The sequence below is a fragment of the Thermosynechococcus sp. PP555 genome (assembly GCF_031583225.1).
Classification (GTDB): domain Bacteria; phylum Cyanobacteriota; class Cyanobacteriia; order Thermosynechococcales; family Thermosynechococcaceae; genus Thermosynechococcus.
Map to the genome: position 1 here is coordinate 1,633,599 of NZ_CP134168.1, position 24,480 is coordinate 1,658,078.

Here is a 24,480-nt window from a genome sequence, read left to right on the forward strand (position 1 = left end):
GGAGGGATTTTTTATCTCAAGCAAATAGGGGAAGTTCGTTAAACGACTTGCCCTGCTGATCCTTGGCAGAAAGGAGGGGTTCGCTGTCGATCGGCCATTGAACGCCGACGGTTGGATCATTCCACAGCAGCGTATATTCATCCTCCGGATTGTAGTAGTCCGTTGTTTTATAGAGGACTTGGGCTGTTGGTGACTTCACCCAGAAACCATGGGCAAAGCCAGGGGGAATCCACAGTTGCTGGAAGGTGTTTGCGCTGAGCCAAGCCCCTACCCATTGGCCACAGGTGGGCGAAGAGCGCCGCAAATCGACTGCGACATCGAAAATTTCCCCCTCGATCACGCGAATGAGTTTGCCCTGGGGCTGTTGGTGCTGGTAGTGTAATCCCCGTAGCACGCCCTGTTGTGAGGCAGAGTGATTGTCTTGGACAAAGGTCACCTCTAAGCCTGTAGCGGCCATAAAAGCCCGCTGATTAAAGCTTTCTAGGAAAAAGCCCCGCTGATCGCGAAAGACACGGGGTTCCAAGAGCAGAACGTCAGCGATCGCTAGCGGTTGTACCTTAAGCATGACTGCCTCCAGTGACTTCTGCCCACACCTGCAAGAGATATTGACCGTAGCTACTTTTGCGCAGGGGTTGGGCGAGTTCATAAAGTTGCTCTGGGGTAATGTAGCCCTGATGCAGAGCAATTTCCTCTAAGCAGGCAATTTTCACCCCCTGCCGTTCCTCCAGTGTGCGAATAAAGCTGCTGGCCTGTTGCAGCAGATCATGGGTACCCGTATCCAGCCACGCATAGCCGCGTCCCAGCAATTCCACCCGCAGTTGTCCCTTTTCAAGGTAGAGGCGGTTGAGATCGGTGATTTCCAGTTCCCCCCGCGCCGATGGTTGAAGCTGGGCTGCCAGATCGCACACTTGATGGTCATAGAAATAGATGCCGGGCACCGCATAGTTGGACTTGGGCACCACTGGCTTTTCCTCAATGCCGAGGACGCGACCGCTGGCATCAAACTCAATCACACCGTACTGCTGCGGATTGGCCACCCGATAGCCAAAAATCATTGCCCCTTCCGTCAATTGCGCCCCCTGTTGCAATTTTTGGGGTAAATCATGGCCGTAGAGCAGATTATCCCCAAGGGTGAGGCAGACGGGTTCTCCTTGTAAAAACTCCCGCCCTAGGATAAAAGCTTCCGCGAGACCATTGGGCTGAGGCTGCACACAATAGCTGAGGGACAAGCCCCACTGATGACCATCCCCTAGAAGCTTTTCAAAAAGATAGAGGTGCTCTGGGGTAGAAATAATGAGGATCTCCCGAATCCCCGCCAGCATCAGAATTGAGAGGGGATAGTAAATCATCGGCTTGTCATAAATGGGCATCAGTTGTTTACTGAGCACCTGTGTCAGGGGATAGAGGCGGGTTCCAGAGCCACCAGCCAAAATAATTCCTTTCATGGGCAATGACTAAGAACGCTGCCATAGTGGGTTGCCAGCCAAGCACTGTAGTCGGCGGTGCGCGCTGCTTCCACCCAGTCTTGATGGGCAAGATACCACTGCACGGTTTTTTCGAGGCCACTGCTGAAGGTTTCTTGGGGCTGCCACCCCAGTTCCCGCTGAATTTTACGGGCGTCAATGGCGTAGCGGCGATCGTGACCGGGGCGATCGCTGACAAAGGTAATCAAGCTGCGGTAATTCAAATCAGCGCGAGGCACAAGGGTTTGCAGTAGATCGCAGAGGGTGTGCACGACCTCAAGGTTCGGCTTTTCGCAGTTGCCACCAATGTTGTAGGTTTCCCCCACCTGACCCTTTTGCCAAACGGTATAGACCGCACGGCAGTGATCTTCAACGTAGAGCCAATCCCGCACATTTTGACCATCGCCATATATCGGCAGCGGTTGCCCCGCTAGGGCTTGGCAGATCACCAGCGGAATCAGCTTTTCGGGAAACTGGTAGGGACCATAGTTGTTGGAGCAATTCGTTGTCAGGGTGGGCAGACCGTAGGTGTGGTGGTAAGCTCGCACCAAGTGATCTGAGGCAGCCTTTGAGGCGGCATAGGGGCTGTTGGGGGCATAGGGGCTGTCTTCACGAAAGGGCGGATCCTCAGAGCCAAGGCTGCCATAGACTTCATCGGTGGAAATATGAATGAAGCGGAACTGCTCCTGTGCTCCAGTGGGTAACTGCTGCCAGTAGGTTTTGACCTCCTCTAGGAGATTGGCGGTGCCCACAACATTGGTTTGGATAAAGTCTTGGGGACTATTGATGGAGCGATCGACATGGCTTTCGGCAGCAAAGTGAATCACGGCATCGGGCTGAAAGGTTTGCAATAGCTCTTGCACAAGGGGGCGATCGCCCACATCCCCCTTGACAAATTGATAATTGGGCAATTGCTCGAGCATGGCCAAGGTGCCGGGGTGACAGGCATAGGTCACTTTATCGAGGTTGAGTACCGCCCCCCAGCCTTCCGTAAGGGCTAAGCGCACAAAGTTGGCGCCAATAAAACCACCCCCACCCGTTACCAAAAACTTGATCATGGACACTGACACCACCAGATTCTGGCTTGCATCATACCAAGACTAGACACCCGTTCAGAAAAAGACGTTTACTAGGAATGAACATTTGCTCAGGCGGACAATCATGGATGAATTTATGGCGGCGGCGATCGCCGAGGCAGAACAAGGACTCAGAGAAGGTGGCATTCCGATTGGCTCGGTCTTGGTGCGCAATGGCCAAATCATTGGTCGCGGACACAACCAACGGGTGCAGCGGGGCAGTCCGATTCTGCATGCGGAGATTGACTGTCTGGCCAATGCGGGTCGCATCGGTCGCTATGAAGATACGGTGCTGTACTCAACCCTAATGCCCTGCTATCTCTGTGCGGGTGCTGTAGTGCAGTTTGGCATCAAAAAAGTGATTGCGGGTGAATCCCAGACCTTTCCGGGGGCGCGGGAGTTCATGGCAGCCCACGGCTCTGAAGGAGAGTAGCGAAATTTTAGGACACGGGAATACGCGGCAAGCGGTTCTTGAAGCCACAGAGAATTTCCCAAGTAATTGTGCCTAGGGTGTCCGCCCAAGTTTCTACGGTTAGGCAGTCCCCGCCATCTTCGCCAAGAAGGGTCACCACATCCCCCTCCTGAAGGCCATCAATGTCACTGACATCAATCATCAGTTGATCCATCGTAATGGCCCCCACTTGGCGAACGCGCTTTCCCTGAACCAAGACTTCGAGCTTGTTGGAAAGAAGGCGGGGCACCCCATCAGCGTAGCCAATGCCCACAACGGCAATTTTCATCGGCTTGGGGGCAATGAATTGGTGGCCATAGCTAATGCCCGTATGGGCGGGAATCTCCTTCAACAGGGTAATGCGCGATCGCACTTGCATCACTGGTCGCAGCGGCACCACCCCCCATAAATGGGGCGCCGGATACACGCCGTAGAGACTCAAACCAACGCGCACCATGTCATAGTGACTACTGCGGTTGGCCAAGGTGGCTGCCGAATTCGCCATGTGACGGCGCACAGCCCCTAAACCTAGGGCTGAAATCTGTTCCCACACCTGTTCAAAATAGGCCTGCTGCTGCCACATCAAACTGGGATCGGGGTCATCGGCACTGGCAAAGTGAGAATAGATGCCTTGGATGCGCAGGTGGGGTAACCGCTGCACAAACTGCACAAATTCGACTGCATTCTGCCACGGACAGCCCAAGCGGGACATGCCTGTATCAATCATCAAATGGACATCAAGAGGTTCCCGCCGGTGATCAGCGTAGTCAGAGAAAATCAAGGCTTGCTTGGGTGTAGAGAGGGTGGGCTGAAGCTGCCACTCGGCCATCATCTGCACCTGCACGGGCAAATTGACGGATCCCAAGACCAAAATTGGCGCTGTAATCCCCGCCTGCCGTAGGGCAATCCCTTCGGGGATTGTTGCCACCCCTAACCATGTGGCACCGTGGGCTAAAACCGTCTGTGCCACCGTGAGGGCGCCATGACCATAGGCATCTGCTTTCACCACGGCTAAAAGTTCCGTTGTTGGTGCCAGCCATTGGCGAAGATGTTGGGTATTCGCTGCCAAGGCCGCCAAATCAATTTCAATCCATGCGCGCTCACACTCCTGGGAACTGGTGAGCTGTTCCTGACTGAGCATTGTTTTTCCTATCCTCACACCATAACTTCCCCACAGGGGGTGACCAACCCTACAGCCACGGTTGCTCTGTGATTCAATGTATAGCACCCGATGTTCAGTCTTAGCGTCAATCATTCGCTTCTTAGCAAAACCTGCTAGAGTGGCACTACAGCCCTTTTCTATGACCTAGAGTCCATCAAGGAGATCTCGCGGTTTTGAGCGTGTCCCATCTCCGTAAAAAGGGCAGTAGATTGGCTGTGGTTGCCCTCTTGCTGAACGGGGCAATGTCATCTTTGTTGGTGTGAGGTCGAGGTTCGAGTGGACAACTGGCACAAGACATCCCTAGGGCTAAATCCTCTGGGAACGATTGGCGTGTTTGACAGTGGGGTGGGGGGCTTAACGGTTTTACAGGCACTCCAACGCCTTTTACCCCAAGAATCGTTTCTCTACTTTGGGGATACAGCACGGTTGCCCTATGGAACTCGCCGCCGCAGTGAAATCCTGCAATATGTGCGGGAGATTTTGACGTGGATGCATTCCCAAGGCGTCAAGATGGCGGTGATGGCCTGCAACACCAGTTCAGCCCTTGCCTTGGCACAGGTTCGCAGTGAGTTTCCCTTTCCGATCCTTGGCTTGATTGTCCCCGCTGCCAAGATGGCGGTCACGCTGGGAAAGCGCATTGGTGTCATTGCTACCCCCGCAACGGTTAAAAGCGGTGCCTATGCACGGGCACTTCAGGAACTCTCACCCACAGTGGCGATCGCTCAAGTGGCTTGCCCTGAGTTTGTCCCCCTTGTGGAAAGCAATTGCCTAGAGGGCGATCGCGTCCACCGCATTGTTTGTCAGACCCTAAACCCCCTAGCTCAATTTGACCCCGATACCCTCATTTATGGTTGCACCCATTACCCCCACCTGCGCCCTGTGATTGAGCAGTATTTGCCCGCAACGGTTCATCACCTTGATCCTGCCCATGCCGTTGCCCGTGCAACAGTGCGCAAACTAGAGGCCATGAATTTAGCGACTCCTTGCCCCCAAGGCCAAGTGCACTTTTATGTCAGTGGGATACCCGAACAATTTGCCCAGTTAGCCAGTCAATGGCTGGGATACTACCCAACGGTGGAGCATCTATCCTTGAGTGTCTTGACCCAATTCTATCCGCCATTAGAGATAACCGCCCCGCCACCAGAGGTCTCCGTGGTTGTTGCCAGCTAGGTGCCCTTGGGAATTTTGGCACAATAGAACTATGCCATCTGGCTGTGTTGTCTATTCACCACCCTTGGAGGATTCCCGTGAGTAGTACCAGTAATTTTCAAGAGGCGATTCGCGAGGCGCGTAGTAGCGCGATTGTAGGGCCTAATGTGATTCGCAATGCCCTGCCCTTTGTCGGTGGTGGCCTCGTCCTGACGGCGGTGGGTAGCTGGGGTGGCCTCGGCGTCATCAGCGCCGCACCTCAACTGTTCATGCCCACATTCATTGTTGCCATTATTGCTGAACTTGTCCTCTTTTTTGTGGCACAGGGAGCCGCTCGCAAAGGGAATAATGGGCTAGCCCTACCCCTGTTGGCCACCTACAGTTTGCTGTCGGGTTATACGCTCTCTGGATTGATTGCCCTTGCCCTCAGCACCGTGGGCATTATGGGGATCATCATTGCCGCTGGTGGCTGTGGCATTACCTTTATGGCCGCTAGTCCCATTGGTTCCAATCTGTCGGAACGTGATGGTTTTGCCCTTGCCAAAACGGTACAACTGGGGATTATTGCCCTGCTGGTGGTGCTCGTTCTCCAGTTAGTCTTCAGCTTCTTTGGTGTCTTTACACCCACGTTTCTGGAAATTGCGATTTCTGGCATTGGTGTCGTGCTCTTTGTGGGGGCTGCGGTGGTGGACTTCTTTGTGCTGCCCCGTACCTACCGCGATGATCAGTACCTCTCTGCTGCCCTTTCGATGTACCTGACCTACATCAACCTGTTTATCTTTATCCTGCGGTTACTGATTGCCCTCAATCGCAGTCGCTAAAACAGCAGATGACACTGGGCATGATCCCGGAGCAGATGGTCACAGAGAACGAGAGCTACCATTGCCTCGACCATCGGCACCGCTCGCGGTAACACACAGGGATCATGCCGCCCTTTTGCCGCTAGCATGGTTTCTTCACCCGCTTGGTTCACGGTTTTCTGGGCTTGACCAATGGTGGCGGTGGGCTTAAAAGCTACCCGCAAAATAATGTTTTCGCCATTGGAGATGCCCCCCTGAACCCCCCCAGAGCGATTGGTGCGGGTGCGAATTCTTCCCTGTTCATCGGTATAAAACTCGTCATTGTGCTCTTGACCCGTGAGCAGGGTACCGGCAAAGCCAGAACCAATTTCAAAGCCCTTACTGGCGGGCAGCGACATCACCCCCTTGGCAAGATCTGCTTCTAGTTTGTCAAAGACGGGGGAGCCTAGGCCGACAGGCACATTGCGAACCACGCACTCAATGACACCGCCAATGGAGTTGGCTTGCCGCCGCACCTCATCCACAAGGGCAATCATCTTTTCTGCGGTGGTGGCATCGGGACAGCGCATGATATTCGCCTCAACGGCAGCCGCTGCCACGGTATCAGGATCAACAACGGCTTCAATGTCCTTGACCCGCTTGACGTAGGCAATGATTTCGGTACCCGCGACTTGAGCCAGAATTTTGCGGGCGATCGCCCCCGCGGCCACACGCCCAATGGTTTCCCGTGCCGAGGCACGGCCCCCCCCTTGCCAGTTGCGAATCCCGTATTTGCCGTCATAGGTAGCATCTGCATGGGAGGGACGATAGACCTGTGCCATTTCGGCATAATCTTCGGGGCGAGTGTCCTTGTTGCGCACCAGAATCGCAATGGGCGTGCCGAGGGTTTTGCCCTCAAAGACCCCGGAGAGAATTTCACAGCGATCGCTCTCTTGGCGAGGGGTCGTGAGCCGACTTTGGCCGGGGCGGCGGCGATCCAGTTCCTTTTGAATATCCGCTTCTGACAGTTCCAATCGGGGAGGGCAGCCATCCACAACCACCCCCACACCGCCCCCATGGGACTCACCAAAGGTGGTGACGCGAAAGAGATGCCCAAACGTATTGCCCATAGTGATTTCTGAAACCTACGATCCGCTCACCCGAAAGGCCATGCCACAGCCACAGGTTTGACTGGCATTGGGATTGTGGAAGCGAAAAGCGCCCCCCATTAAGTCTTCGATGTAATCCACCCGCAACCCCCGCAACATCTCAGCCGCTTCCGCCGCGATCGCGATCGTCCAGCCTTGGGACTGGGTGAGCACATCCGTCGGCTCGGGTTCGGTCACAAGGGCAAGATCGTAGCGCCAGTCACCGCAGGCACTAGGTTGCACCTGAATCCGTAGAATCGCGGCCCGACCTCGACTGACGCCATGGGCTTGGAGACGTTCCAACTCTTGAATGGCTGCGGGGGTCAATTCCACCATCTTGCACCAAACTAGCGGGAACCATCAGTATATCGTGGTTTGAGGAGGTTGGTGAGAGCTGCCTTGGCGTTGGGGTAGTCAAATTGAAATCCCGTAGCCAGCGTCCGCTCCGGCAAGACCCGCTGCCCCTTGAGCACCACATCGGCACCTTCCCCCAGCAGCAATTGGAGGACGGCGGCGGGCACAGGCAACCAAGAGGGGCGCTGCATCACCTCTCCTAATACCCGGCAAAAGTCCGCTATCGTCAGTGGCTCTGGGGCGGTGGCATTGTAAACCCCCTGCATTCCCGCTTGATCCACTGCGGCCAGAATCAGGCGCACTAAGTCCTGCTGATGGATCCACGAAAACCACTGCTGACCCGACCCAAGGGGCCCCCCTAGATATAACTGAAAGGGCAATAGGAGCTTGGCCAGTGCCCCCTGCTCGCCGAGGACAATGCCAAAACGCAGAATTACGAACCGCACCCCTAAATCCGTTACCCCTTGGGCAGCCGCTTCCCAGTCCACACAGACCTTGGCCAGAAAATCATTTCCCGCTGCATGGGTTTCGACAAACGTTTCTGTATCGCTAGTGCCGTAGTAGCCAATGGCAGAGGTCGAGACCAATACCCGCGGGCGCTGTTGACATTGGGCGATCGCCCGCACCAACTGCTGTGTGCCGACAACCCGGCTATCGTAGATCTCCTGTTTGCGCTGCGCTGTCCAGCGACCATTGGCAAGGGGTTCTCCTGCCAAGTTAATTACTGCATCCGCCCCCTCAAGGGCAGCAAACCAGTCCCCAGCGGCTTTGGGGGTATAGCCCACCCATTCAACATGGGTCATGCCAGCGAATTGTTTGGCGGCTTTCGCCGGGGAGCGTACTAAGGCAACCACGTGATCGCCGCGATCGCTGAGGGCGCTGACGACCTGCTGCCCGACAAATCCAGTAGCACCGGTTACAACGACTCTCATAGATCCCTATCCATGGGTTGCGCTGGACGCTTTTGCCTCAAGGGCGGCCACCACGGGTTGCCACTCTGTACCGTAGCGTTCCCGCAGGGTGTGCCAAGCTGCCACTTGACCTGCGGCGTATTCACCGGGCTTACCCCACTGCAAAAAGGCACTGAGGACGGATTTCTCATTGGCATCGAGAAAGCGAATGGCGTAGGTAGGAAAGTTGCCCCGCTTGGCTTGCCCTTCCTCAAAGCGAATTTTGGCCACCTGATCCATATTCAAGTGAAACTCAAAGTCCTCCGTGTGCATATTGGCATAGCGCCCCTTGGGCAGTTCAGCATAGAAAACCTTGGTGAGGGGCGATCGCACCTCCAGAACGGCAGTTTCGTTTGTAACCACAAGGCGCAGTAGCCCCAATTGCTCACAATCCCTGAGAAATTGCTGAAAGGAGGGAGAAGTATCAGACATCGTTGGTGCATCAGCTATGAACGCTTCTTCCACTGTGACGCACAGAGGATGCTGATGCAAGACTGCCAAGTTGGTCTTTGTTATTTGGCCTTGGCCAAGTGCAGCACCACCCCCAAGCCTGCTCCCATGTCCTCCGGGGTCACCTTACCATCGTGGTTGGCATCGAGGGCATCAAACACTGCATCCGTTCCCAGCCACTCTTCGCGGGTAATAATGCCATCGCCATCGAGGTCATAGACATGGAAGAGTTCTTCTGCTGCATGGGTGAGGGTTTCCGCCCCTTCAAGGCGGGTCAGTCGCTGCGTCAAGAGATCCTCAAGGGTCTCCAGTGCCTTGGTGAAGCCCTTAATGCCCTCATCCAGTTTTTCACTGGCCATCTCATCAGCCGCGTGCATCTTGCGGAAGGTGGCTTCATCCATAGCGACTTTTTCAATGTCAAGGGTGGCAGCGATCGCCGGATCCAGTTTGCGTTTTAGCTCGCCATTGGTGTTTTGTAGCTCCTGTAGCAGTGCCGGTGAAATCGTCAGCAGATCACAACCCGCCAGTTCAATAATTTCGCCAATGTTGCGGAAGCTGGCGCCCATCACTTCCGTGGGGTAGCCGAATTTCTTGTAGTAGTTGTAGATTTTGGTGACGGAAATCACCCCTGGATCCTCAGGCCCTGGATACTCGGCACGACCTGTTTTTTTCTTGTACCAGTCGAGAATGCGCCCAACAAAGGGGGAAATCAATGTCACACCCGCCTCAGCACAGGCGATCGCCTGATGGAAGCCAAACAGTAGGGTTAAATTACAGTGAATGCCCTCTTTTTCGAGAATTTCGGCAGCGCGGATGCCTTCCCAGGTCGAGGCAATTTTAATCAGCACGCGATCGCGCCCCACGCCTGCGGCTTCGTATTGGCCAATCAACTCCCGCGCCTTTTGCACTGTAGCTTCTGTATCGTAGGAGAGCCGCGCATCTACTTCCGTTGAGACCCGACCGGGGATAATTTGCAAAATTTTCAAGCCAAAGGCCACCGCCAAGCGATCCACAGCAAGGGAGACAATCTCACGGGGAGTAGCACCAGACCCCAAATCAGCTTTGGCTTTGCGCAGGGTTTCATCCACAATGGGCTGGTACTCCTTCATTTGGGCAGCAGCCGTAATCAACGAGGGATTGGTGGTGGCATCACGGGGGGTGAATTTTTCGATGGCGAGGATGTCTCCCGTATCGGCGACCACAACTGTCATTTGTCGCAACTGTTCCAGCAAGTTCATGGGACAAGTCTCCCAAACGTGTCCCTTTCATTATCGTTCGCCAGCCCAAGGGTCGGGGAAAGCGCCGTAACAAAGCGCAATATGTCACCCCTCGGCTCTCTAGGTGTCATCGATGAGCGACCAACCTTGCGCCTCAACCCGCGATCGCCAGTGCTGCCAGTGCCGCTTAAGTTCCTGCCCCATTTCGGGAGTATTGAGGTGATTGCGCCAAAGAATCAGGGCATCCTCTGGGGGGTTCTCGTAGTAGTGGGGACGCCGTCCGACCAGTTCAAAGCCAAAGTGCTGATAGAGTCCTTGGGCGGCTGCATTGCTGGCGCGTACTTCCAACGTTGCCCACTGGCGATCGCCCCCTTGATGCCCCAGTTGCAAGAGCCGACATAGGAGTAACCCTGCTAACCCCTGCCGCCGGTACTGCGGATGCACCATCAACAGCACCAAGTGCAATTCATCGGCAATCCCCCAGCTCACGCCACAGCCCCACACCCCATCAAGGGTGGCCACCACCAGCAGCGTATGTTGCGGATTCTCCAACTCACGGGCATAGCCTTGGTGCGACCAAAAGCCCCCCAGACACACCTGATCCAGTTGAACGATGCTATCTAAATCCTTAATCGTTGGGCGTCGTAATTCTAATTGCCCCATGGCCGTTGCCTGCAAGGGAGAGTGCTATCATGCAGAGGAAATGGTACCCTATAGCAGCGCTATGGCAGAAGAGACGCCCACCCAAGCCCCCAAAAAAGAAAAGCCCCCCGCCATTGAGGATAAACCCTTTGCTGAGTTTATTAATGAGGCTTTTTTGCCTGCTCTCCAGAACGCCCTCAGCGCCAAAGTGGGGGATGTGAGTCTGCGCCTAGAGGAGAATACCGTGATAGGTGAGTGGGGCAAGGGAATGTATCAGTTTCGCCTCTACTTCCTAGAGGGGGATATCCAAGGGCCGAAGGCTTTTGTCTGTAGCAGCGGTGGCATTGCCCCCAGCACCATTGAGCCATTTTTGGGGGATGAGCGTAAAGTAACGCTTGATCTACTGGTCTTTGGGGTGATGCAGCGCCTGAATGGCCAAAAGTGGTTGGGAGGCAATTAGCGAGAGTATGGCCACAGCAATTCAAGTGGGCGATCGCGCCCCTGATTTTGAACTCACGGCTGCCGATGGCCGCAAAGTGAAGCTCTCCGACTTTCGTGGCAAAAAGAACGTTGTCCTCTACTTTTACCCCGCCTCAGAAACCCCCGGCTGCACGATTCAAGCCTGTGCCTTTCGCGATGCCTACAGTGTTTTCCAAGAACTGGGCGCTGAAGTGATTGGCATTAGTGGCGACCCCGTGGAGCGGCAGCAGGGCTTCCAGAAAAATCACCAACTCCCCTTTCTCGTCCTCAGTGATCCCGGCAACAAGGTTCGCCAGCAGTATGGTGCCTCTTCGCTCTTTGGTCTCTTTCCGGGGCGAGTCACCTATGTCATTGATCAAGAGGGTGTGGTGCGCTACGTTTTTGACTCTATGCTCAACTTCAAAGCCCACGTAGATGAGGCGCTCAAGATTTTGCGTCAGTTGGCCAGTGCCACTGCCTAGAGCAAGCGATCGCAATCACACCCCAACGGTAAGCGAGTTCACTGCCAAGGCCGACTCCCTAGGGCTAGGGTAGAGCTATTCTTCTTAGGAGTTTGGCCATGCGTTCCTACCTTGCCCTTGTACCTGCGGTGACCCTCTTTCTGTTGTCCCTTGGTTCTCTCAGCCTTGCTCAGGGAACGACGCCTGTGGTGAGCCAGCCTTCCAGTCTTGTGGCGCGACTGCGGGCGAATCTGCCGAACCGTGGTGTTCCCGGTAGTCGCTTTGGGGGGGCAACCCGTGGAGCCTGTGTTAGCGGCAGTGAACGTTTAACCGCCTTACTCCCTGATACCCACCTTGGCCAAACGGCTGTGGCGACACCAACCCTCTTTGTTTTTGTGCCCAAGAGCAAAGCCACGCAGGGGGAAGTGGTGATTGCTGATGCTGAGCATCGTCCCCTAGCAACAATGGTGGTGGATCTACCCGCTGAACCGGGGATTCTGGCACTGAAGCCCAATGTGCAACTCCAACCCGGCCAAGACTACCGCTGGACCTTTACCCTACTGTGTGGTGCTGATGCCGATGATCCCTCCGCCTTTATCTCTGTCAGTGGCGTGATTTCGCGGGTGCAGCCGGCCACGGATTTGGCAAAGCAACTTCAGGGCAAGAGTGGGGGCGATCGCCTTGGGGCAGCAGTTGATGCGGGTCTTTGGTACGAAACCTTGGCGATTTTGGCCGAGCTGCAAGGAAATGAAGCCACACGGAACCTAGCCCGCAGTGAATGGGTCGCCGTATTATCTGCCGTTGGTCTAGGGAGTATTGCCCAAGCGCCCCTAGTACAATAAAACTGAATGAGTTAGCGCGGTGGTTGCGGGAGTCTCTCACTCCTGAGGAAAGTCCGGGCTTCCGAAAGACCAAGCTTGCTGGGTAACGCCCAGTGCGGGTGACCGCGAGGATAGTGCCACAGAAATATACCGCCGATGGAGGGAAACCTCACAGGCAAGGGTGCAACGGTGCGGTAAGAGCGCACCAGCAACATCGAGAGGTGTTGGCTCGGTAAACCCCGGCTGGAAGCAAGGTGTGCTAGCGCTAAGGAACTAGGGTTGGTCTTTTCCCCAGTTCTTTGCTAGCCAGAGCCGCTAGAGGCACTTGGTAACAAGTGTCCCAGATAGATAACCACCCTTTGAACAGAACCCGGCTTACGTCTAACTCATTCATTAGACCCTTTTGCAAATCCCTTGTGAGGATGTGTCCTTGAGTCCTTGCCCCCCTTGTCTAGATCCTCTATGGTGAAGCTGGGTTATCTTGGCCCAGTGGGCACCTACAGTGAAGAAGCCGCTCAAAGCTACGCCCAATGGCAACAGGGAGAACCCCTGACGCTGATTCCTTTGACGACGATCGCTGGCTGTTTGGAGGCGTTGGCCGCCGGCGAGTTGGATTTGGCGCTAGTCCCCAGTGAAAATTCCGTTGAGGGCAGTGTCAACATTACCCTTGATTCACTATGGCGACTGGATACGCTGCACATTCAGTACGCCTTTATCCGCCCCATTGTCCATGCCTTCATTGCCCAAACCACAGATTTCGCCCAAATTCAAGCGGTCTATTCCCATCCCCAAGCTCTCGGGCAGTGCCAGCGCTGGTTACAAGCCCATCTTTCCCATGCTCGCCAATGTCCGGTGACCTCCACCGCCGAAGGGCTGCAATACGTGGCTCAATCCGATCGGGTGGCGGCGATCGCCTCCGTGCGAGCCGCCCAACTCCATCAACTACCCATTGTCGCCACCGAAATTCAGGATATTCCCGACAATTGCACGCGGTTTTGGGTGGTGAGTCGCCAACAGGGGGACGGCTGGCCCCAGCCGGGGGATACCCACACTTCCATTGCCTTTAGCCTGAAGGCCAATGCCCCCGGTGCCCTGCTCAAGGTGCTGCAACTCTTTAGCGATCGCCAGATTAACCTCAGCCGCATTGAATCGCGCCCCAGCAAACGTGCTTTGGGGGATTATCTCTTCTTTGTTGACTTAGAGGTGAATGGTCGCCCTGATGTGGTGGCTGATTGTCTGCTGGCGCTTAAGGACGCTACAGATGTGTTGAAGGTCTTTGGTAGTTATCAATTTCTAGACCTCGGAGAATAGATTGGCCATGCGTATCGGTGTCCCCAAAGAAATGAAGGATCAAGAATTCCGCGTCGGTCTGACGCCAACAGGGGTGCAAAGTCTGCGGGAGCGCGGTCATGAGGTTCTCATTGAAAGTGGCGCGGGGGTGGGTTCAGGCTTTCTCGATGAGGCCTATGTTGCCGCAGGGGCCCAAATTGTGGCCACGGCCCAAGCGGCGTGGGATGCCCAACTGGTGGTCAAAGTCAAGGAACCCTTGCCCTCGGAGTATCGCTATTTGCGTTCTGGCCAACTGCTCTTTACCTACTTGCACCTTGCCGCTAGTCGGGAGCTGACGGTGGCTCTGTTGGAATCGGGGATTACCGCGATCGCCTATGAAAGTGTTGAAGAAACGCATCATCACCAACGCAGCTTCCCGCTGCTAACCCCCATGAGCATGATTGCCGGTCGCTTGGCAGTGCAGTTTGGTGCCCGCTTCCTAGAGCGTACCCAAGGGGGGCGGGGAGTGCTCCTCAGTGGCATTCCGGGGGTGCGGCCGGGGCGGGTTGTCATTTTAGGGGGCGGTGTCGTCGGCACAGAGGCGGCGCGGATGGCTGTGGGTTTGGGGGCACAGGTGAGCATTCTCGATATTAATGTCGAGCGTCTCAAGTACCTAGAAACCCTCTTTGGCGCCCGGGTGGAGTACCTCTACAGCAGTTCTCACCTCATTGCTGAGCTATTGCCCCAAGCCGACTTAGTGATTGGTGCTGTCCTTGTGCCGGGTCAGCGTCCTCCCTGTTTGGTGCCCAAGTCCCTTGTGCAAACGATGCGCCCTGGCGCTGTGATCATTGATGTGGCCGTGGATCAAGGGGGCTGTGTGGAAACGCTGCGACCCACGACCCATTCCAACCCCACCTATACCGCCTTTGGTGTGGTTCACTATGGCGTGCCGAATATGCCGGGAGCTGTGCCTTGGACAGCCACCCAAGCCCTGACGAATAGCACCTTGCCCTATATTCTTTGCCTCGCCGATCATGGCGATCGCGCCCTCGAACTCTCCCCTGCCCTTGCCAAGGGTCTAGTGGTCAAGCAGCACCATTTAGTCCATCCCGATGTGCGGGTTGTCTTTCCTGATCTTTAGGCGGACGATCAAGTACCTCTGGACAGGCTGAGCCCCGTTCTCATTGACGCTCATCCCGCTAAGGCTAGGCGTATAGCAGGAGATTCCCCGTTCACAGCATCTCTACGAAAAACCTAGGCCATGCTAGTTGAAGTCCGTCCGAGGTGGAGAGAAAGTATTCCAGGCCAACATCGAGGCCAACCACCCGCTTCAAGACTTGCTGCAATGCTTGGGCGTTAACCGACGCTAAATCAGGGTTGGTCTGCTTTGCTTGGGTTAATCCTTGGCACTGCACGTTGAAGCTGGGGTAGGGGGCATCCGCTGGGATGATGTACTCGCTAGGCACAGAGCAGGCATTGACTGGACATTTGCGCGAAGCAATCCAGTCTTTGCGCTCCCTCAGCGCATCATTTCAAACTTGGCGACACACGTCTAGATCGTAGTCGATCTGCTTAGCCTGCTGCTGGGTTAGTTTTAGTTTGTACTCGTACGTCAGGGTGATCATGAGTGGACTATAGCTATCAGTCGCACCCGATGTTCGGTGCTAGCTCAATATATCCAGCAACAAGCTGAGATTGAGTGACTGCTCCCTATGGTCGCCCGCCGCCTCACCACTACCTAACCGCTTTGCGGTATAGACGGAGCACTGCGGCGAATTTTGGTAGATTGAATGGCAAGAAACTCATTGACACAAGGGCAATAGTAACGTCACAAAGTAAAACACAAGGGGTGCCGTAAAAACATAGCTATCGGCGCGATCCAAAATGCCGCCATGCCCGGGAATCAACTGGCCAGAATCTTTGACGCCGGCATCCCGTTTCATCATTGACTCCGTTAAGTCCCCCAATAGACTGGCAATGCCAATCATGAGGCCAAACATTGCACCCAAAAGCCAAGGGAGTGGCCAGCCGAGGGAATGTGCTCCCCAAAGGGCGACGCCTAAACTCCCTAAAACGCCAAACACTGCCCCTTCTACGGTTTTCTTGGGACTGATGTGGGAAAGCCGTGTCCGGCCAAAGAGCTTACCAACAGCATAGGCACCAATATCTGCCGCCCAAATACAGACAAAGGCCAAGAGGGTTACCTGCAACCCCAAGGGCAAAGCGGTGAGTTGAAACTGCTCTGGCCAAAATCCTCCCAAAGGTAATGTTGCCTGTTGCTCCAATCCCCGCAAGCGCACCCAATAGCTTGGCAAATAGCCGCCGTAAAATAGCCCCATGATTGAAGTGGAAATGTCGGCGATCGAGGCCAGCTTGGGTTGAAATAGCAAGTAGAAGCAAATGAAGGTACCTGCGACGGGAAAGACAGCATCCGCAAGGTCTGGACGCAGCAGTGAGGTGATCAGGAGCACTTGACTCACCACGAGGGTGGTTTTAGCCGCCGGCGCACTCCCTTTGGCACGGGCTAATTCAAAGTATTCCAGTTGACCCAGATAAATCAGTGCCCCAATGCCCAGACAAAAATACCAACCGCCTAGAAAGGTCATCAGCAGCGCGAGAGCGATCGCGACAAGTCCACTGGCAATGCGGATCCAGAGCATGGTGGTGAGGGGCGGTGATAAGGGGTTACATTGAGCCGCGCGTTGAGTATTTGCGTAGCGCGTCCAAAGAACGATCGCCGCTACAATAAAAAGTTTAATCTAAATTCACCAACGTTAAGGAAACATTAACAGACTCGCAGCCAAAACAGGATGCATGGCAATGTCCTTGGCAAGCTATAACGGATCAGGGAACATCATGGGGGCAAGGGCGTCATGAAAAGCGATTGGTCTGAGGTCGATTGTATCCATGACATCCAGTCTTCCCCTTGCTTGGACGCGTGTTGAGGAGACCAGTGCTCGGGTGACGCTGCCGCTGACAAAACTTACACCCCAAGAGTTGGTTGTCCGCTGTCAAGCCGGCAGAACCCCAGATCGTGCTGCCTTTACTGAATTGTTGCGGCGATACCAATCCCATGTGGAGCGAATTATCTATCACCTCGCGCCCGACTGGGACGATCGCGCCGACCTTGTGCAAGAAGTCTGGATTCGGGTCTATCGCAACATTCACAAACTCCAAGACGCCAGCAAATTTCGGGGTTGGCTCAGCCGCATTGCCACCAACTTGTTTTACGATGAGTTGCGCAAACGCAAACGCCATCAACCGCCCCTGTCGCTGGATGCACCCCTGAAAACCCAAGAGGGTGAAATGAGCTGGGAACTTGCCGCCAGTGATGCCAGTCCCGATGACCGGTTGCGTACGGATGAATTTTATGATCAATTACGGCGGGCGATCGCCAACCTACCGGCAACCTTTCGGACAACGATTGTTCTGCGGGAAATTGAAGGCCTCTCCTACGAAGAAATTGCCCAAATCACTGGGGTTTCCCTCGGAACCGTGAAATCGCGAATCGCCCGTGCCCGACAGCGACTCCAACTAGAACTCCAACCCCACCTCGATCTCCCTTCAACCTGATGCGAATCACCCCTACCCTTTTCCTGCAAGGACAGACCCCTATGATGGACGAACTGGATCACTGCAAACGCGATACCTTTGAACTCCTGAGCGCCTACCTCGATGGTGAAGTGACGGCTGCAGAACGGCAACAGGTGGAAGCATGGCTGGCCACTGACCCCGAAGGCCAACGCCTCTATCAGCGACTCCTGACCCTCAAGCAACAGATGCAAGAACTGCCCGTACCCTTGACCCCCTGTCCAGCGGATCGTTTGGCCGCTGAAGTGATTGCTAAGGCCCATCGCCCCCGTCGTATTTGGGTCTTAGGGAGTGCAGGAGCAACCCTAGCGGCATCCTTCGTGGCAATGCTGACGGGTCTAATTCCCAATCCCTTCTCCAGTCTGCCTGTGGCTATCACCAGTCCTGCCGGCATTGAGCCAGCGGTATCTCCTCTATCGATTGAGCCAACGGCAGTTGGTTTGATGCTCAGTCTTGACCGTCCCCCTGTGGCCATTCCCGTCAGTGAAACGGCTCCTGCGGCGCTGCCGGCACCCAGGGCAAGTTCACAGCCAAGGACTGAAGCTACTGACCAAGAATAATCTCCGGCTTGAAGGGACGTTCCAAAAGACAGTTGAGAGCCGCTTGGGGAGTGAGGTCGCCCCTCAGAACGGCATTCACCATCGCCGTAATCGGCATCTCTAACTGGTGCTGCTGGGCATAGGTGCAGAGCACGCGAGCAGTGTTCACCCCTTCAGCCGTCCCCTTGGTCAGCGCTAGGGCTTGGGAGAGGGATTGACCCTGGGCAAGATGCCACCCCACTTGATAGTTGCGACTCAGGGCGCTGGTACAGGTGGCGAGGAGATCCCCTAACCCTGAAAGGCCGTAGAAAGTTTCCACTTGTCCGCCCCAGTGGGTACCCACCCGCACCATTTCCACCAGTCCTCGGGTAATCAGGGCAGAGCGGGCATTGACGCCAAGACCCAGACCATCATTGACGCCACAGGCGATCGCAATCACATTTTTGAAGATGCCCCCCATTTCCACACCCCGCCGATCCTCATTGCTATAGAGGCGAAAGGTGGTACTGCCCAAACAGTCTTGCACTGGCTTGGTGGCTGCTGGCTTTCCCCCCACCACTGCCGCTGCCGGTAGTCCCTGTTGAATTTCACCGGCCAAGTTGGGGCCAGAAAGAACGACGAGATCGTGATGCGGGCAGTAGGTTTGCCAAATATCCGCTGCTGTGGCAAAGGTTTCTGCTTCTAAACCCTTGGTGGCACTGACAAGGATGGTGTCTAGGGGGGGCTTGAGGGCGGCCACTTGGGCAGCGACTTCCCGCACAGCTTTGATGGGGAGAGCCGAAACCAATAAGTGAATCTCTTGGAAAAGAGCAGCCGAGAGTGCCCCCTGCGATCGCCCCCAGCAGGAGACCCTGCAGCCCTGTTGCTCAAATAGGTATGCCAGTGTTTGTCCCCAATGACCTAAGCCCAAAATCAATACCCTTGGGGACATACCATCCCCGTCCTAGGGCGTAACCGTTAGATTTTGAAATTGTTGCTGCTGTCGTTTGCGAAAGGCCTCTGCTTGAGCATTGAGATTTTCCATTTGATCCGCCACTACTTCGTTGGGATCGCGACCATCCATCAAACGCAGGCGATTCATCAGTCCGGGCACGGAAAAGTTGCCATTCTGGGGATTAAGAATGCTTCCCAAATCATTGGTATTGCCGTTTTGTTGCCAGCCTTCCATTGGGTTATTCGTGTTTGCAGTCTGGGCAAGCGCCATACCCCCGAGATTGAGAGTGAGTGCAGCAAGGGCAAGACTGGTGAGATAGCGAGGTGTCATGGGTCACTCCTCAAAACATGCGCTAGGAATGCAGACGATAGGATGGCTTAATCGGTGCCGAGGGCTGTACAAGGGATTATACCAAGTCTTTGTCCTTGCCTAGGGGTTGCAGAAGTAGCATTGACTGGGATCGGCAACGGCTTCAGGAACTGGCACTGTGAGTTGGTGCAAACAGCGTTGACAGCGGTAACGGCTGGCTTTGATGGCGCTGGTGGGTGCGCCACACCGTTCACAGGGTAGCCCCGGCAGTTTCTCACGAGCCACAAACCCCGGCCAACCACACTGAGGACAGCCCTGAGCCATTGCTTGAACGAGGTCAGCAGCCGCTTGAGCAATCACCTGCATGCGCGTCGGGTTCATGTGGGCCCGCATATCGGTTTCAAGGTGAATGGTGGGGCGATCGGTTTCCAAGGTGGCGATCGCCCTTTGCAACTGTTCCTCGCTTTGAATCCCTTTGAAAATTGGCGTATTGGGTAGAGGATCCGCCTGCGCCATTGCAATCAAACCATGGGATGGAAAGCCCACCCGTGCGCCAAAGGCCAAGGCCTCTTCAAGATGACTCACGGTGGCATGGTTAAAGTTGGTTTCTAGGGAGAGCACCTCCCCCCGCAAGACAAGGTCATGGCGGCGATCCACAAGCAGGATGAGTTCGCGATCGCTCGGAAGCATCGGAAATTGCGGATGAGGGCCAAAGCTCCCCTCACTGGCAACCACTAAGTCTGCCTCCGTTTGTGTCAGCACCGCTTCTGCCTTGGCGAGAGCTGCCTCCTCTTGGGTGCCACAGCGGGGAATTTCACGGCTAAACGTCCCAAAGCGATCGCTATCAAAATCCGAGGCCACAACCACCGTTACCCCTAGACGCGCCAGCACCGGGGCGATCGCCTGCTCTTTGCCATGCTTGGTGGCAAGAATGGCTGTTCGTCCTTGGAAATAGGAATCCGTCGCCTTAAACATCACCGCCGAGGTATGCCTCAATCACCTTGGGATCATTTTTAACCGTCAGGGGATCCCCTAAAGCAATGAGTTGACCAAAGTCCAATACTGCCAAGCGATCGCACAAACTCATCACCAAGGGCACATGGTGCTCAATGAGAATCACCGTCAGGTCAAAGGTCTCCTTGAGGCGGCGAATTAACTCACAGAGGTCTTGCTTTTCCTTGGGGTTCATACCCGCAGCCGGTTCATCTAACAAGAGCAGGCGGGGTTGCAGTGCCAAGGCACGCGCCAGTTCAAGGCGGCGTTGTTCACCATAGGGTAAGTTGCCTGCCCGCTCGTGGCGCCGCTCATAGAGATTCACCCAGTAGAGGAGTTCCTTGGCGCGGTTTTCCAAGCGCTCCTGAACATACCGTACGGGCGCTGCTCCCCAGAGGTTTGCCCAAAAACCGGCAGAGGCATGGAGATGCTGTCCCATGCGCACATTCTCCCAAACACTCATCTCTGGAAAGAGGCGAATATTTTGAAAGGTGCGAGCAATGCCCAACCCAGCAATCTGGTGGGGCTTAAGCAGGTGCAGGGGCTGCTGCTGAAACTGAATTTCTCCTGAGGTGAGAGGAATTAACCCCGTCAGCAGGTTAAAAAGGGTGGTTTTACCAGCGCCATTGGGGCCAATAATGCCAAAAATCTCCCCCGTTGCCACGCTAAAGGACACGCAATCAACCGCCTTGAGGCCGCCAAAGTAGCGGCACACATTCTCTAAGGTCAGGAGTGGCTGCGACATCTAGGGCTGAGAAGGGGGAAGTTTCTCGAAGGCTTGGTAGGCCATGCGCGAGACTTGGCGAATGAGTTCACTACCTCGGGGATCATTGTAGGGGCGTTTCACCATCATTGCTGCCACATAGCGTTGGCCATTGGGCATATCCACCATGCCCGCATCTCCCACCAAAATACCAATATCGCCAGTTTTGTGGGCAATCGTAGCCCCTTTGCCAAGGCCAGCGGGCAAGAGGGTATTAGTGACCGTGCGCCGCATAATGTCCAGCAGGCGATCGCGACTACGGGGGGAGACAATTTCCCCCTGACCAATTTTCAGCATCAGCGTTGCCAAGTCGCGGGGGCTAGTGGTGTTGGTGCCCTTCATATCCGGTAGCAGATTGTTGATCACTGTATTTTCTAAGCCCCATTCCTGAAACTGTTGGTTGAGCACGGCTGCGCCCCCAAGGCGATCAATAATCATATTCGTTGCCGTGTTGTCGCTAATGGTAATCATTAAATCGGCCACCTCAAGGGCAGGATACTGGGAATTGGGCTTTTGATACTGCAGCGTACCGGCCTCAGGGGCAATCAGATCCGGACGCATGGTGAGGCGTTCATGGAGCGTGACTCGTCCCTCATCCACCGCCTTGAAAAAGGCAACAAGGATGGGAAATTTAATCGTAGAGGCCGCTGGAAAGACCGCATCGCCGCCTACATTCAGAGATGCCCCGGAGTCGAGGTTAAAAAAGTACAGCCCCGCCGTCAGATTGGGTTGACGGCTCACCAGTTGTTGAATTTGCTGTTGCAGAGTGGGGAGGGGACGTTCTGGGGGCAAGTTGGGGGTTGGTGTTTCAGGAGCGATCGCCTGACTGGCCGTGGTCTCTAGGGACAGTTTTTCAGGCTGCAACACCGACAGCAGTGTGCCGACTATGGTGGCAAGGGCAACCACACTGACGCCAAAGCGAAAAGTCATTAAGAACAAATTGGGACGGGGAGGCGTTGGGCTAGGAAGCGGTGACGGATGAGACAGTGAGGAAAGCGTAGAGGACGAAACCATTGAACGCGACTGAGCAACCATGCCATTTACTGTAGAGGGAAGGTGTCCGAAGCAATCGTGGCTGCGTGCTGAATCGCCCACTCCACCTGACGAACCATGCCCCGCAACAGCGCCACTTCGGCATCCGTGGGGTAGGCACGCCCGAGGAGCGATCGCACCTTGGCCATACGACTAGCAGCGGTATGGGGATACAAAAAACCAATCTGGAGCAGCACCTGCTCTAAATGGTCATAAAACCCCTGCAACCGCTCAAAGGGGACGGCAGACCCTTGGGGAAAAGTTCCCGCACTGTCGCAGGCCGTCAACCACAACTCATAGCAGCATACGGCAACAGCTTGCGCCAGATTCAAAGATGGATAAGCATTAGCCGTAGGAATCTGCACCAAACCATGGGCACACTCCAATTCTGCATTCGTGAGTCCCCGATCCTCGCGACCAAAGACCAGTGCTGCCTGCGGGACAGCCAACAGTTGCGGTGCCGCCTGACGCGGTGTCCACAGAGGTAACGCCAAATCCGCCACCTCTCGCCCCACCGTGGCAAAGACCCGCTGACAATCCGCCAGTGCCGTTGCGAGGGAGTCCGTCATTCTGGCTTGCTGGAGCACATCCTCTGCGTGAACCGCCCAGCGACGGGCTAGCTCTCCCTTGGGAGCACAACGGGGACTGACAATCCACAACTGCTGTAACCCCATATTTTTCATCACACGGGCAATGCTGCCGACATTGATCTCCCCTTGGGGTTCCACGAGCACAATGCGTACCGGAGGCAGGGTATCCACGCTTGCTGGCTGAGCCAAAATAAAAAAATAATTAACCTTTTCTAGATGATTTTAGAAGACTTCTTTAATCTTTCTCAAGTCCTTACAAATTCAGGACTTTGCTGCATATTTCATAAAATTTAATAACTGTAACACGCTGAGTACGGTTCTTAGCGCAATCAGTAAAATTGGAAATAACTTTTTAGGTGTGACCCCTACTCGCAAACCGCGTTCCCTTGCTTAGGAAGTTCTCCAGAGATTTCCTAGGTACAGTCCTGTTCTAAAACATGGGGGACACAAAGGGGGCTTCTCTCCTATAGAGACTTTCACCGTTTTAACTGTGTTCCATCCCTGTGAAGAGGGCTGGGTTTTGGGCTGGCAGCAGGGGTCTTGACTTATGTGGTGTGGTTCTGTCAATGAGGAGTTAACTCATGTGGCGTTTTATGAGCTTGCATTGGCCAAAACTCAGTGCCGTCGGCATCCTGTACTGTAGTCTAGCCGCTGGCTTAGGTTATCTTACGAACCTACAACTGGATGCAATGCACAATCAAGCAAAAAATCAGGTAATCACCGTGCAATTGTCCCATAGCCTGAATGACCTCAATCCCTGAGTCAAGAGGCTTTAGCTTCGAGGGGGAGATCCTCCGTCAGACCAATTTCCCGTTTCAGCAGCTCAACCGACTGTGGATCAATGTAGCTTTCGCAGCAAATGAGACGGGGGATGCGAATCAACTCATGACGGGCCGCCGCAATGGCTGCCTTGACCCGTTCCCCACTGGCGCGATCGCTAATGATCGTGTGGGCACGGTGCACCAAGGCATTGAGCTTATAGCTATCGTTGGCTTGAGCCGTCACCAAGAGTAGCTCATCCCCTCGCAAACTGTGGATCATCACCTCGGCCACACCGAGGGTACCGGAACTCAGGCTCACCAACCCCAAGCAGGAGCCTTTTGGCAATTGTCGCACCACTTCCAGTTCCCGCTGGTAGTTGTAGATGTCGATGAAAAATACTCGCACGTCCTTATCGCGGGTAATCGCTTCCGTCATGCTGGCAAAATAGCGCACGGTAACGACAGTTGCAGAGGTATCGCCATCAAGGACGGTTTCTAAGTCTTCAAGAAAAATCAGCTCGACGGGAATTGGCAGCAGTTGTTGCAGTTCCTGAACAATCAGTTCGCCAGCCCCTTGATCGTGGCGGGGCACCGTCACCAAAACCCTCACTCCAGCTTTCTGGCGGGCATCAATCTCGGCAAGGAATAACTCGCGAATTTGACTCAGGGAATAGCCCATTTCGAGGAGGGTATCGACACTTTCTTGAACAATGCGGTGTACAGGCACAACAGCGGGTCGGCGTTGGCGAGGACGGGTTTCCTCTTGGCCGAGGGCACGCACATAGATGCCCGACCCCACTTGGGGCACGACTAAACCAGCAGCTTCAAGGCGTTCGTAAACTTTGCTGATCGTGTTGCGGTGCAATCCAGTTTGCATGGCGAGCTGCCGCGTACTGGGCAAGCGATACCCCGGCGGAAATTGCCGTGCAGCGATCGCAAAACTAATTTGGTTAAAGAGCTGAGTTGAAGCAGGAATTTCGCTATCTGGTTGGATGTGGAATTGAACCATACGTGTCCTTTCGCCCATCAGGTACTGTCCTAGAGGGATACGCCCTCCTTGGTGTGACTATGCCAGATGCAAAACCTACCCCCAATCGCTGCATAAACCGTCACAGTT

Annotated in this window: 29 protein-coding genes, 1 other RNA gene and 1 pseudogene; 12 read left to right on the plus strand and 19 right to left on the minus strand. The window is 54.9% G+C overall.

Annotation, left to right across the window (positions count from 1 at the left end):
* Nucleotides 1–16 precede the first annotated feature (16 nt).
* The 3 genes from rfbC to rfbB are packed head-to-tail and all read right to left on the minus strand — an operon-like array spanning nucleotide 17 to nucleotide 2,521.
* A complete protein-coding gene (gene rfbC / locus RHH27_RS07990) occupies nucleotides 17–565 on the minus strand; it encodes a dTDP-4-dehydrorhamnose 3,5-epimerase (RefSeq protein ID WP_302677989.1) in 549 nt (182 codons plus the stop codon).
* Nucleotides 558–1,445 carry a glucose-1-phosphate thymidylyltransferase RfbA gene (gene rfbA / locus RHH27_RS07995; RefSeq protein WP_302677990.1) on the minus strand — a complete coding sequence of 296 codons (888 nt, stop codon included), beginning with the start codon at nucleotides 1,443–1,445 and terminating at the stop codon, nucleotides 558–560. Before rfbA ends, rfbC begins: the two co-directional genes overlap by 8 nt.
* Complete coding sequence (gene rfbB / locus RHH27_RS08000; protein WP_302677991.1) at nucleotides 1,442–2,521, minus strand: dTDP-glucose 4,6-dehydratase; 1,080 nt, start codon at nucleotides 2,519–2,521, stop codon at nucleotides 1,442–1,444. The genes rfbA and rfbB overlap by 4 nt, the downstream gene beginning before the upstream one ends.
* Before the next feature lie 103 nt (nucleotides 2,522–2,624).
* Here rfbB and RHH27_RS08005 point away from each other — a divergent pair.
* A pseudogene (locus RHH27_RS08005) lies at nucleotides 2,625–2,963 on the plus strand (nucleoside deaminase); the annotation flags it as partial.
* 16 nt (nucleotides 2,964–2,979) lie between these two features.
* On the opposite strand, the gene alr reads toward RHH27_RS08005, so the two are convergent.
* Nucleotides 2,980–4,131 carry an alanine racemase gene (gene alr / locus RHH27_RS08010; protein ID WP_302677992.1) on the minus strand — a complete coding sequence of 384 codons (1,152 nt, stop codon included), beginning with the start codon at nucleotides 4,129–4,131 and terminating at the stop codon, nucleotides 2,980–2,982.
* 297 nt (nucleotides 4,132–4,428) lie between these two features.
* Here alr and murI point away from each other — a divergent pair, with 297 nt between their 5' ends.
* Nucleotides 4,429–5,322, plus strand: a complete 894-nt coding sequence (murI, locus tag RHH27_RS08015) for a glutamate racemase (protein WP_302677993.1) — start codon at nucleotides 4,429–4,431, stop codon at nucleotides 5,320–5,322.
* A gap of 77 nt (nucleotides 5,323–5,399) precedes the next feature.
* Nucleotides 5,400–6,122: a Bax inhibitor-1 family protein gene (locus RHH27_RS08020; protein WP_206199702.1), complete on the plus strand. Its 723-nt coding sequence runs from the start codon at nucleotides 5,400–5,402 to the stop codon at nucleotides 6,120–6,122.
* Here the strand turns inward: RHH27_RS08020 and aroC are convergent.
* From aroC to rimI, 6 genes are all read right to left on the minus strand, one after another.
* Nucleotides 6,119–7,210, minus strand: coding sequence for a chorismate synthase (aroC, locus tag RHH27_RS08025; RefSeq protein ID WP_302677994.1), 1,092 nt, complete (start codon nucleotides 7,208–7,210; stop codon nucleotides 6,119–6,121). The genes RHH27_RS08020 and aroC overlap by 4 nt on opposite strands.
* Nucleotides 7,211–7,225: 15 nt before the next feature.
* Nucleotides 7,226–7,564, minus strand: coding sequence for an iron-sulfur cluster assembly accessory protein (locus RHH27_RS08030; RefSeq protein ID WP_302676218.1), 339 nt, complete (start codon nucleotides 7,562–7,564; stop codon nucleotides 7,226–7,228).
* Between the two features lie 11 nt (nucleotides 7,565–7,575).
* The gene (locus tag RHH27_RS08035) at nucleotides 7,576–8,514 is read right to left on the minus strand and encodes a TIGR01777 family oxidoreductase (protein WP_302677995.1); all 939 of its coding nucleotides are present in this window, start codon (nucleotides 8,512–8,514) and stop codon (nucleotides 7,576–7,578) included.
* Nucleotides 8,515–8,520: 6 nt separating this feature from the next.
* Nucleotides 8,521–8,964 carry a ChuX/HutX family heme-like substrate-binding protein gene (locus RHH27_RS08040; protein ID WP_302677996.1) on the minus strand — a complete coding sequence of 148 codons (444 nt, stop codon included), beginning with the start codon at nucleotides 8,962–8,964 and terminating at the stop codon, nucleotides 8,521–8,523.
* Between the two features lie 80 nt (nucleotides 8,965–9,044).
* Nucleotides 9,045–10,220, minus strand: coding sequence for a transaldolase (locus tag RHH27_RS08045; protein WP_302677997.1), 1,176 nt, complete (start codon nucleotides 10,218–10,220; stop codon nucleotides 9,045–9,047).
* Between the two features lie 99 nt (nucleotides 10,221–10,319).
* Nucleotides 10,320–10,862 (minus strand): ribosomal protein S18-alanine N-acetyltransferase, encoded by a 543-nt coding sequence (rimI, locus tag RHH27_RS08050; protein WP_302677998.1) that lies wholly within the window; start codon nucleotides 10,860–10,862, stop codon nucleotides 10,320–10,322.
* Nucleotides 10,863–10,923: 61 nt separating this feature from the next.
* Here rimI and RHH27_RS08055 point away from each other — a divergent pair, with 61 nt between their 5' ends.
* The 6 genes from RHH27_RS08055 to ald all read left to right on the plus strand — a co-directional run bounded on the left by RHH27_RS08055 (nucleotide 10,924) and on the right by ald (nucleotide 14,992).
* Nucleotides 10,924–11,301, plus strand: a complete 378-nt coding sequence (locus RHH27_RS08055) for a DUF2996 domain-containing protein (RefSeq protein ID WP_302677999.1) — start codon at nucleotides 10,924–10,926, stop codon at nucleotides 11,299–11,301.
* A complete protein-coding gene (locus RHH27_RS08060; RefSeq protein ID WP_225901532.1) occupies nucleotides 11,273–11,782 on the plus strand; it encodes a peroxiredoxin in 510 nt (169 codons plus the stop codon). Before RHH27_RS08055 ends, RHH27_RS08060 begins: the two co-directional genes overlap by 29 nt.
* A gap of 98 nt (nucleotides 11,783–11,880) precedes the next feature.
* Nucleotides 11,881–12,603, plus strand: coding sequence for a DUF928 domain-containing protein (locus RHH27_RS08065; protein WP_302678000.1), 723 nt, complete (start codon nucleotides 11,881–11,883; stop codon nucleotides 12,601–12,603).
* 7 nt (nucleotides 12,604–12,610) lie between these two features.
* Nucleotides 12,611–12,975: RNase P RNA component class A (gene rnpB / locus RHH27_RS08070), an RNA gene on the plus strand.
* A 69-nt stretch (nucleotides 12,976–13,044) separates the two neighbouring features.
* Entirely contained in the window at nucleotides 13,045–13,893 is an 849-nt protein-coding gene (gene pheA / locus RHH27_RS08075; RefSeq protein WP_206199710.1) for a prephenate dehydratase, read from the plus strand.
* A 7-nt stretch (nucleotides 13,894–13,900) separates the two neighbouring features.
* Nucleotides 13,901–14,992 (plus strand): alanine dehydrogenase, encoded by a 1,092-nt coding sequence (ald, locus tag RHH27_RS08080; protein WP_302678001.1) that lies wholly within the window; start codon nucleotides 13,901–13,903, stop codon nucleotides 14,990–14,992.
* Nucleotides 14,993–15,083: 91 nt separating this feature from the next.
* On the opposite strand, the gene RHH27_RS13380 is transcribed toward ald, so the two are convergent.
* Complete coding sequence (locus tag RHH27_RS13380; protein ID WP_255521440.1) at nucleotides 15,084–15,317, minus strand: hypothetical protein; 234 nt, start codon at nucleotides 15,315–15,317, stop codon at nucleotides 15,084–15,086.
* A 336-nt stretch (nucleotides 15,318–15,653) separates the two neighbouring features.
* The gene (locus RHH27_RS08090) at nucleotides 15,654–16,511 is read right to left on the minus strand and encodes a phosphatidate cytidylyltransferase (protein ID WP_149821646.1); all 858 of its coding nucleotides are present in this window, start codon (nucleotides 16,509–16,511) and stop codon (nucleotides 15,654–15,656) included.
* Between the two features lie 247 nt (nucleotides 16,512–16,758).
* Between RHH27_RS08090 and RHH27_RS08095 the strand changes: the two genes are divergently transcribed.
* Together RHH27_RS08095 and RHH27_RS08100 are read left to right on the plus strand one after the other, a co-directional pair.
* Nucleotides 16,759–17,424, plus strand: a complete 666-nt coding sequence (locus RHH27_RS08095) for a sigma-70 family RNA polymerase sigma factor (protein ID WP_206199712.1) — start codon at nucleotides 16,759–16,761, stop codon at nucleotides 17,422–17,424.
* Nucleotides 17,425–17,465: 41 nt separating this feature from the next.
* A complete protein-coding gene (locus tag RHH27_RS08100; RefSeq protein WP_302676209.1) occupies nucleotides 17,466–18,002 on the plus strand; it encodes an anti-sigma factor in 537 nt (178 codons plus the stop codon).
* Here the strand turns inward: RHH27_RS08100 and RHH27_RS08105 are convergent.
* The 6 genes from RHH27_RS08105 to RHH27_RS08130 form a co-directional block, all read right to left on the minus strand.
* Nucleotides 17,986–18,912, minus strand: coding sequence for an NAD(P)H-dependent glycerol-3-phosphate dehydrogenase (locus tag RHH27_RS08105; protein WP_302678002.1), 927 nt, complete (start codon nucleotides 18,910–18,912; stop codon nucleotides 17,986–17,988). The two genes, RHH27_RS08100 and RHH27_RS08105, sit on opposite strands and share 17 nt — an antisense overlap.
* 12 nt (nucleotides 18,913–18,924) lie before the next feature.
* Nucleotides 18,925–19,245 (minus strand): hypothetical protein, encoded by a 321-nt coding sequence (locus tag RHH27_RS08110; protein ID WP_302678003.1) that lies wholly within the window; start codon nucleotides 19,243–19,245, stop codon nucleotides 18,925–18,927.
* 99 nt (nucleotides 19,246–19,344) lie between these two features.
* Nucleotides 19,345–20,199 (minus strand): DUF6671 family protein, encoded by an 855-nt coding sequence (locus tag RHH27_RS08115; RefSeq protein WP_302678004.1) that lies wholly within the window; start codon nucleotides 20,197–20,199, stop codon nucleotides 19,345–19,347.
* Nucleotides 20,192–20,962: an ABC transporter ATP-binding protein gene (locus tag RHH27_RS08120; protein ID WP_206199717.1), complete on the minus strand. Its 771-nt coding sequence runs from the start codon at nucleotides 20,960–20,962 to the stop codon at nucleotides 20,192–20,194. The genes RHH27_RS08115 and RHH27_RS08120 overlap by 8 nt, the downstream gene beginning before the upstream one ends.
* Entirely contained in the window at nucleotides 20,963–21,910 is a 948-nt protein-coding gene (locus tag RHH27_RS08125) for a serine hydrolase (RefSeq protein WP_310744998.1), read from the minus strand. It abuts the gene before it with no gap.
* Between the two features lie 110 nt (nucleotides 21,911–22,020).
* Nucleotides 22,021–22,773: an RNA methyltransferase gene (locus tag RHH27_RS08130; RefSeq protein ID WP_302678006.1), complete on the minus strand. Its 753-nt coding sequence runs from the start codon at nucleotides 22,771–22,773 to the stop codon at nucleotides 22,021–22,023.
* A gap of 410 nt (nucleotides 22,774–23,183) precedes the next feature.
* On the opposite strand from RHH27_RS08130, the gene RHH27_RS08135 reads away from it, so the two are divergent.
* Nucleotides 23,184–23,363 (plus strand): hypothetical protein, encoded by a 180-nt coding sequence (locus RHH27_RS08135; RefSeq protein ID WP_302676203.1) that lies wholly within the window; start codon nucleotides 23,184–23,186, stop codon nucleotides 23,361–23,363.
* 1 nt (nucleotide 23,364) lies between these two features.
* On the opposite strand, the gene RHH27_RS08140 is transcribed toward RHH27_RS08135, so the two are convergent.
* The gene (locus tag RHH27_RS08140) at nucleotides 23,365–24,372 is read right to left on the minus strand and encodes a GntR family transcriptional regulator (protein ID WP_190278210.1); all 1,008 of its coding nucleotides are present in this window, start codon (nucleotides 24,370–24,372) and stop codon (nucleotides 23,365–23,367) included.
* Nucleotides 24,373–24,480: the final 108 nt, after the last annotated feature.